Source organism: Candidatus Polarisedimenticolaceae bacterium (assembly GCA_036376135.1).
Classification (GTDB): domain Bacteria; phylum Acidobacteriota; class Polarisedimenticolia; order Polarisedimenticolales; family DASRJG01; genus DASVAW01.
Genome location: DASVAW010000053.1, coordinates 1 through 7,840 on the forward strand (window position 1 = coordinate 1; position 7,840 = coordinate 7,840).

4 protein-coding genes are annotated in these 7,840 nt (G+C 71.4%); 2 read left to right on the forward strand and 2 right to left on the reverse strand.

The genetic code is table 11. The annotated features are described in order from the left end of the window. Together VF139_04965 and lysA are read right to left on the reverse strand one after the other, a co-directional pair. A partial coding sequence (locus VF139_04965; protein ID HEX6850738.1) for a PBP1A family penicillin-binding protein occupies positions 1-2,279 on the reverse strand: 2,279 nt, incomplete at its 3' end. A 251-nt stretch (positions 2,280-2,530) separates the two neighbouring features. Then, positions 2,531-5,080, reverse strand: coding sequence for a diaminopimelate decarboxylase (gene lysA, locus VF139_04970; protein HEX6850739.1), 2,550 nt, complete (start codon positions 5,078-5,080; stop codon positions 2,531-2,533). Positions 5,081-5,288: 208 nt separating this feature from the next. Here lysA and uvrB point away from each other — a divergent pair, with 208 nt between their 5' ends. Next, entirely contained in the window at positions 5,289-7,280 is a 1,992-nt protein-coding gene (uvrB, locus tag VF139_04975) for an excinuclease ABC subunit UvrB (protein ID HEX6850740.1), read from the forward strand. After that, positions 7,277-7,840 (forward strand): hypothetical protein (locus tag VF139_04980; protein HEX6850741.1); only part of this gene is annotated, 564 nt, incomplete at its 3' end. The genes uvrB and VF139_04980, both read left to right, overlap by 4 nt.

The window sequence follows — 7,840 nt, forward strand, 5'->3', positions numbered from 1 at the left end:
TCGTGCTCCGCGGCCGAGCATGCGATCGCGGGCTCGGTCCCCTCGACGAACGCCTCGGGGACGATCGACGTGCACCCCGCCGCCTCCGCGGCGCGCAGTCCCGTCAGCCGGTCGACGGCGACGGTCGCGATCGAGGGGGGCTCCGCGAAGTCGACGATCGGGCGTCCCGCCAGCGCCTGCTCCATGAACGACTGCCAGATCGGAAGCGCCGCCTGCGCCCCGGTCTCCTTCGAGCCGATCGACTTCTTCGTGTCGAAGCCGACCCAGACCCCCACCGCGAGATCGGGGGCGTACCCGATGAACCACGCGTCGGTGAAGTCGTCGGTCGTCCCCGTCTTCCCGGCGAGCGGACGGCCCAGGGAGGCGGCCGCCGCGCCGGTCCCGTCGGTGATGACCCCCTGGAGGAGGCGGTTCATCTGATAGGCCACCTGCGGCGAGACGGCCTGCTCCACCTCCGGGCGAGCGCGGAACAGCGGCGCGCGGTCGCGGTCGGCGACCTCCTGGACGAGCTGCGGGGCGATGCGCACCCCTTCGTTCGCGAACGCCGCGTAGGCGCCGGTCAGCTCCATCAGGCTCACCTCGAACGCGCCGAGGGCCATCGAGGGGTAGGGGCGCAGCTCGGTCGTGATCCCCAGCCGCCGGGCGGTCTCGATGACGGGGGTGTACCCCGTGCGGTCGAGCAGGCGCACCGTCGCGATGTTCGCGGACTTCTCGATGGCTTCGCGCAGCGTGATGTCGCCGTAGTACTTCTTGCCGTAATTCTCGGGCTGGTACGGCTGCATCGTCGTCGTGTCGACGAACACCGTCGGCGCGTCGAGCAGGCGCGTGGAGGGGGTCGCGCCCTCGTTCAGCGCGGTCGCCGCGACGATCGGCTTGAACGACGACCCCGCCTGCCGGCGCGCCTGCACCGCGCGGTCGAACTCGCTCCGGCCGAAGTCGAACCCGCCGACGAGCGCGAGCACCTCGCCGGTGCGCGGGTCGAGCGCCACGAGCGCCGCCTCGACCTTGGGTTGCTGCTCGAGCTCGACGGGGAGCAACCCGGCCGCGGGGACGTCGAGGATGCGGACCTGCGCGAGGTCGCCCCGCCGGAACATCGCCGCGGGGTTCACGCGTCCGGTCCACTTCACCGCCTCGGCGTCGAGGACCGCGCCGCGGTCCCCCACGCGCAACCGCGCCTTCCCGGGGCTCGTGCCGACGACCACCGCGTCGACGAGCGCTCCCTTGCGGGGCGAGCCCTTCGCGGAGTCGGGGACGAAGGTGTCGGGGGACTCTCCCGCCGGCACGACGCCGGCGCGCCCGCGCCATCCCTGGCGCCGGTCGAGCGCGCGCAGCCCGGAGGCGACGGCGAGGTTCGCGGCCTCCTGCAGCCGCGCGTCGAGGGTCGTCTTCACCTGGAGGCCGCGCTGGTAGAGGTTCTCGTCGCCGTAGGTCTGCTGGAGCCAGCGGCGCACCTGCTCGACGAAGTACGGCGCGAGCTCGGCCTGCTCGGGGCGGGGGTTGAGCCGGAGCGGCTCGGCCTTGGCGCGCTCGGCGTCGGCGGGTTGCAGGTACCCCTCGTCGACCATGCGCTGGAGGACGTGGTTCCTCCGCTTCAGGGCGCGCTCGGGGGAGCGGATGGGGCTCAGCCCCTCCGGGCGCTGGATGATGCCGGCGAGCAACGCCCCTTCCGGAAGGGTGAGCTCCCTCGCGTGTTTCCCGAAGAAGAACTGGCTCGCCGCCTCGAGGCCGTACCGGCCGTGCCCCATGTACACCTGGTTGGCGTACAGGGTGAGGATCTCCTCCTTCGAGTAGTGCTTCTCGATCTCGAGGGCGACGAGCGCCTCCTGGATCTTGCGGCGCGCGGTCTTCTCGGGAGCGAGGAACAGGTTCCGCGCGAGCTGCTGGGTGATGGTGCTCGCCCCCTGCTCGAGGCTCATCGTCTTGAGGTCGTGCCAGGCCGCGCGCGCGATCCCGCTCAGGTCGACGCCGGAGTGTTGGTAGAAGCGGCTGTCCTCGGTCGCGACGAGCGCCTTCTTGAAGACGTCGGGGACGTCGCGGGAGGCGAGGAGGATCCGCTTCTGCTCGCCGAAGCTCGCGAGGAGCTGCCCCTCGCGCGCGATCACGCGCGTGGAGAGGGGGGGCGTGTAGCTCTCGAGGGCGCGGATCTCCGGGAGGTCGGCCTTGAGGCCGAATCCCAGCGCGACGCCGCCGATGCCGCCGACGAGCGCCAGGCCGATCGCGAGCTTCGCGATCCGGGTTCGGGGGAGAACGCGCAACACCGAGCCGAGGTTATCACGCACGCGGCACCTCCTCGCCTTCGGGGGAAGGCAGGATCGGTGCCAGGCAAAAAGTCCGCGCGTGCCGCGGGCGTGTCGGGGGGGTGTGGTCGACCGGCCACGGGGAGGGGACGCAGTGACGCACCCGACGGGAGGGATTTCGCGGGGTACGTAAGGTTGCCATCGGTGCCGACGCGAGCTGAATCCGGGATCCGGTTCTCCGTCGCGGAGCGCGGCTCGAAAACGAGTGACCCCGCGAAATCCCTCCCGTCGGGTCAGTCCGGAAGCTCCGCCCCCCCCGCCACCACCACTTCCTTCGGCAGCGGCCAGAGGTTGTACGTGCTCGCCATCACGAACCCGTATGCCCCCGCGTCGAGGATCGCGAGGAGGTGCCCCTCCTCCGGACGCGGGACGGGCCGGTTCGAGGCGAAGACGTCGGTCGTCTCGCAGATGTTCCCGACGACCTCGACCCAGGCATCGGGGGCGTCGGGGGCCGTCAGGTTCGCGATGCGGTGGTAGGCGCCGTAGAGGGCGGGGCGGAGCAGATGGTTCATTCCCGTGTCGAGGCCGACGAAGGTCAGCCCCCCCGACTCCTTGATACCGACCACCTCCGCGACGAGCCAGCCGCACGGCGCGACGAGGTAGCGTCCCGGCTCGATCCACGCGGTCAGGGTGCGCCCGGTCTCCCGCTCGAAGGCGTCGAGGCGCGCCGCCATCCCGTCGCGCCACGCGGCGAGGTCCATCTCGCGGTCGCCGCCGCGGTACGCGACCCCGAATCCTCCGCCGAAGTCGATCGTGCGGATCGAGGGGATCGCCCGCGCGCGCTCGAGCAGGCGGTCGGCGGCGGCGTGAAGCGGCGCGGGATCGACGATTCCGGAGCCGATGTGCGCCTGGAGGCCGCCGACGACGAGGCCGGCCGCCTCGGCGTCGGCGAGCGCGCCGGGGAGGTCGTCGAGCGCGAGGCCGAACTTGCTGTGCGAGCCCCCCGTCACGACGTGGGCGTGGTGGCCGTCCCCGACGCCGGGGTTCACCCGCAGGAGAATCGACGCGCCGGGGGCGAGGGCGCCCACCCGCCTGATGTCCGAGCGGGAGCCGAGCGCCACGCGCACCCCGCGGCGCAACGCATCGGCGAAGTGCGCGGGGCGGGCGTTCGTCGCGGAGAGGAGGATCGAGCCGGGCTCGTGCCCGCACGCGAGGGCGCGCGCGACCTCTCCGGGCGAGGCGCATTCGATCCCGACGCCGAGCTCGTGGAGCTTGCGGAGGATCGCGGGGTGCGCGTTCGCCTTGCACGCGTACAGCAGGCGCGCGTCGGGGTGGGGGAGATGCGCCTTCACGCGGCGCGCGCGCTCGGCGATCGCGTCGAGGTCGTAGACGTAAAGCGGCGTGCCGTGGCGACGCGCGAGCTCGGCGAGGCTTGGGCCCGAGACGGGCCCTGGGACTTCGCGCTCGGCGCCGGAGGCGGCGGCGCGTCCCTCGAGCTCCTCGAACGACTCGCCGAAGATCTCCGCCGGGAGCGAGCCGCGAAAGAAGGCCTCGTGGAGCTGGCGCAACGCGGCGTCCACCTCCTCGTCCGGGAGGACGACGCTGAGGTTGATCGCCGAGGCCCCCTGGGTGATCAGGCGCACGCGCGAGGAGCGGATCGCGCGGAAGACCTCCGCCGCGATCGACGCCCGTCCGCGCATCCCCTCGCCGACGAGGCAGACGACCGCGAGCCCCCGCTCGACCTCGACCTTCGCGAACGCGGAGAGGGCCTCGACGATCGCGTCGAGGCGCCGGTCGTCGTCGATCGTCAGCGAGACCGACACCTCCGAGGTCGCGAGCAGGTCGACCGGCGTGCGATGGGCGTCGAAGACGTTGAAGATCCGGGCGAGGAAGCCGTGGGCCATGAGCATCCGCGTGGAGACGACGTGGACGAGGACGATGCGTCGCTTGTCGGCGATCGCCTTGACCACGAACCGGTCGTCGGGGGGCGCGACCGGGCGGGAGACGATCGTCGTGCCGTCCCCACCGGGGCGCCGCGCGTTGAGGACCTTCACCGGGATCGAGGTCTCGACCGCGGGGAGCAGGGTCGCGGGGTGGAGCACCTTCGCGCCGAAATACGCGAGCTCGCTGGCCTCGTCGAAGCTGAGCAGCCGGACGCGGCGCGCCCCCGGGACGATCCTCGGGTTCGCGGTGAGCACGCCGTCGACGTCGGTCCAGATCTCGATCCGCGAGGCGCCGAGGGCCGCGCCGAACAGCGACGCCGAGTAGTCGGAGCCGCCGCGGCCGAGGAGCGTCATGCGGCCGGTGTCGTCGGAGCCGATGAACCCCTGGGTCACGACGATCCGCCCCGGAGCGCAGTGCGGAGCGAGCCGCTCGCGGGCGAGGCGATGGATCTCCGGGATCACCGCCGGGTCCTTCTCGGGGTCGGTCCCCGCGGTCCGGATCACCGTCCGCGCGTCGAACCAGGTCGCGCCGAGCCTTTGCGCCAGGATGCGGCTGGAGAGCAGCTCCCCGGCGCCGACGAAGCGGGCCCGCACGTTGGGGGAGGCGTCGCCGAGGAGGACGATCCCCTGGCGGATCGACTCGAGCTCGGCGAGGGTTTCCTCGACGTCGACACCGAAGGCGCGGTGCCGCCCCGCGATCGCGTCGAGCTCGCGTTTCGACCCGGCCTGGTCGCCCCGCAGGGCCGCGTCGAGCACCGCGATCAGGCCGTCCGAGACCTTCGCGAGGGCCGAGACGACGACGAGCGGTCCCTCCCCGACGCGATCCCGCACGATGGCCGCGAGGCGCTCCTGCGCCGCTTCGTCCTGGACCGACGTTCCTCCGAATTTGCAGACGATCATGCGCGGGATGATAAATGGGGACAGCAACCTATTTCGGAAACGGGGAAATTAGGGACAGTCCCTCTTTTCAGACCCGTGAATTCGAGGCTCCCACGCAGCTACAAACTCATGGGTTTGACCCCTTCTGGCAAACCTGCCTGAAAAGAGGGACTGTCCCTAATTTCCCCGTTTCCGAAATAGGTTGCTGTCCCCATTTATGATCCCAGGTATGCCGCTTTTCGAGATCGACTCCGCGTTCACCCCGACCGGCGACCAGCCGGGAGCGATCGAGGCCCTGACGAAGGGGATCGCGCAGGGGCGGCGCGATCAGGTCCTGCTCGGCGTCACGGGCTCCGGGAAGACCTTCACGATCGCCAACCTCGTCCAGCGCACGCAGCGGCCGACGCTCGTGCTCGCGCCGAACAAGACCCTCGCCGCGCAGCTCTACCAGGAGTTCGCCCGCCTGTTTCCGCGCAACGCGGTCCACTACTTCGTCTCGTATTACGACTACTACCAGCCGGAGGCGTACGTCCCCCAGTCGGACACCTTCATCGAGAAGGAATCGACGATCAACGAGGAGATCGACCGCATGCGCCACGCGGCGACCCGGGCGCTGTTCGAGCGGCGCGACGTGCTGATCGTCGCGAGCGTCTCGTGCATCTACGGCCTGGGCTCCCCGGAGGCCTACCACGGGATGATGCTGCTCCTCGAGACCGGGCACGAGCTCGACCGCGACGTGGCGCTCCGGAAGCTCGTGGAGATCCAGTACCAGCGCACCAACGCCGACCTCGCGCGCGGGAGCTTCCGGGTGCGCGGCGACGTCCTCGAGATCTGGCCGTCGTATTCGGAGGAGGCCCTGCGCGTCGAGTTCTGGGGGGAGACGATCGAGAAGATCGGACGACTCGACCCGGTCCGGGGCAAGGTGATCGACGTGCTCGACCGCCACCCCGTCTACCCGAACTCGCACTACGTCACCCCTCGCGAGGTCACCCTGCGCGCGATGCAGGCCATCAAGGAGGAGCTCGCCGCGCGGGTCCCCGAGCTCGAGGCGCAGGGAAAACTCCTCGAGGCCCAGCGCCTCGCGCAGCGCACGACGTTCGACCTCGAGATGATGCAGGAGGTCGGGTACTGCCACGGGATCGAGAACTACTCGCGCCACTTCACCGGGCGCGCGGCGGGGGAGCCGCCCCCGACCCTCATGGACTACTTTCCGAAGGACGCGCTCCTGGTCGTCGACGAGTCCCACGTGACCGTCCCGCAGGTGCGCGGGATGTACCACGGCGACCAGTCGCGCAAACGCACCCTCGTCGACTACGGCTTCCGGCTCCCGTCGGCCCTCGACAACCGCCCGCTCAAGTTCGAGGAGTTCGACGCGGTGCGCGGCCAGGCGGTCTACGTGTCCGCCACCCCCGGCGACTACGAGCTGCGCCTGGCCGGCGGCGAGGTCGTCGAGCAGGTGGTGCGCCCCACCGGGCTCGTGGACCCGACCGCGATCCTGCGTCCCATCGAGGGGCAGGTGGACGACCTCCTGCGCGAGATCCGCGACCGGGTCGCGCGCCAGGAGCGCGTGCTCGTCACGACGCTCACCAAGCGGATGGCCGAGGACCTCACCGAGTACTACCGCGAGGTCGGCGTGAAGGTCGAGTACCTGCACTCCGACGTCGAGACCCTCGAGCGCGTGCGCATCCTGCGCGACCTGCGTCTGGGGACCTTCGACGTTCTCGTCGGCGTCAACCTCCTTCGCGAGGGGCTCGACCTTCCCGAGGTGTCGCTCGTCGCGATCCTCGACGCCGACAAGGAAGGGTACCTGCGCTCGGAGGGGGCGTTGATCCAGACGATCGGCCGCGCCGCGCGCCACCTGAACGGCACGGCGATCCTCTACGCGGACAAGATGACGGACTCGATGCGCCGCGCCCTCGACGAGACCAACCGCCGGCGCGAGATCCAGCTCGCCTACAACCGCGAGCACGGGATCACCCCCGAATCGGTCCGGCGCGCCGTGGACGATCTCATGGGGACGCCGATCGCGGCGGACTACTCGACCGTGTCCCTCGACAAGGAGGCCGACGAGGAGGTCTTCGACGACGAGGCCGCCCTCGAGAAGGAGATCGCGCGCCTCGAGAAGGCGATGCGCAAGGCCGCCGACCGCCTCGACTTCGAGGAGGCGGCGGGGCACCGCGACCGGATCCGGTACCTCCGGGAGAAGGCGATCCTGGCATGACGCCGTTCTGGCACCCGCTGTCCGGGGTGTTCCTGACCGATCCGCCGATCCCCGCGAGCCGCAGCGTGCTCGCGATGTTCCTCGCGGCGGGGCCGCTCGAGGTCGTCTACGCGGGCGACCGCATGTTCCCCGCGCTCCGGCCGGGAGCGCGCGTTCGGCTCGAGCGGCTCGGGGAGCGCGGCGCGGATCCGGGGGAGGTCGTCGCGGCGACGGACGGTTCCGTCGTCGACCTGTTCCGCGTCCACGCGGCCGACGCCGGACGGCTGGAGCTGGGGGGCGACGCCGATCCGTCGGAGCCGAGGACGTTCGATCGCTCGGCGTTGATCGGGCGGGCGAGCCTCGCTCCGGCGTCCCCGTCCCGGGCGGTCCGTCTCGCCCGACGCCTCCGCCTCGACCTTCGCGAAGCCTGGTCGTCGGGTCCCGACGCGGACGGGGCGGCCACGGTCCGCGAGAAATACGAATCCCAGGCGACGCACTACGCGCGGGTGGACGGGCCCGGGCTCGAGCCGCGGCTGGCGGCGCGGCTCCGCGCGGCGCTCCCCGAGGGCGGCCGCGTGCTC

Bases quoted from the DNA above. Each gene is read 5' to 3' on its own strand.
- lysA (HEX6850739.1), bottom strand. From the start codon at position 5,080: ATGATCGTCTGCAAATTCGGAGGAACGTCGGTCCAGGACGAAGCGGCG.
- uvrB (HEX6850740.1), top strand. From the start codon at position 5,289: ATGCCGCTTTTCGAGATCGACTCCGCGTTCACCCCGACCGGCGACCAG.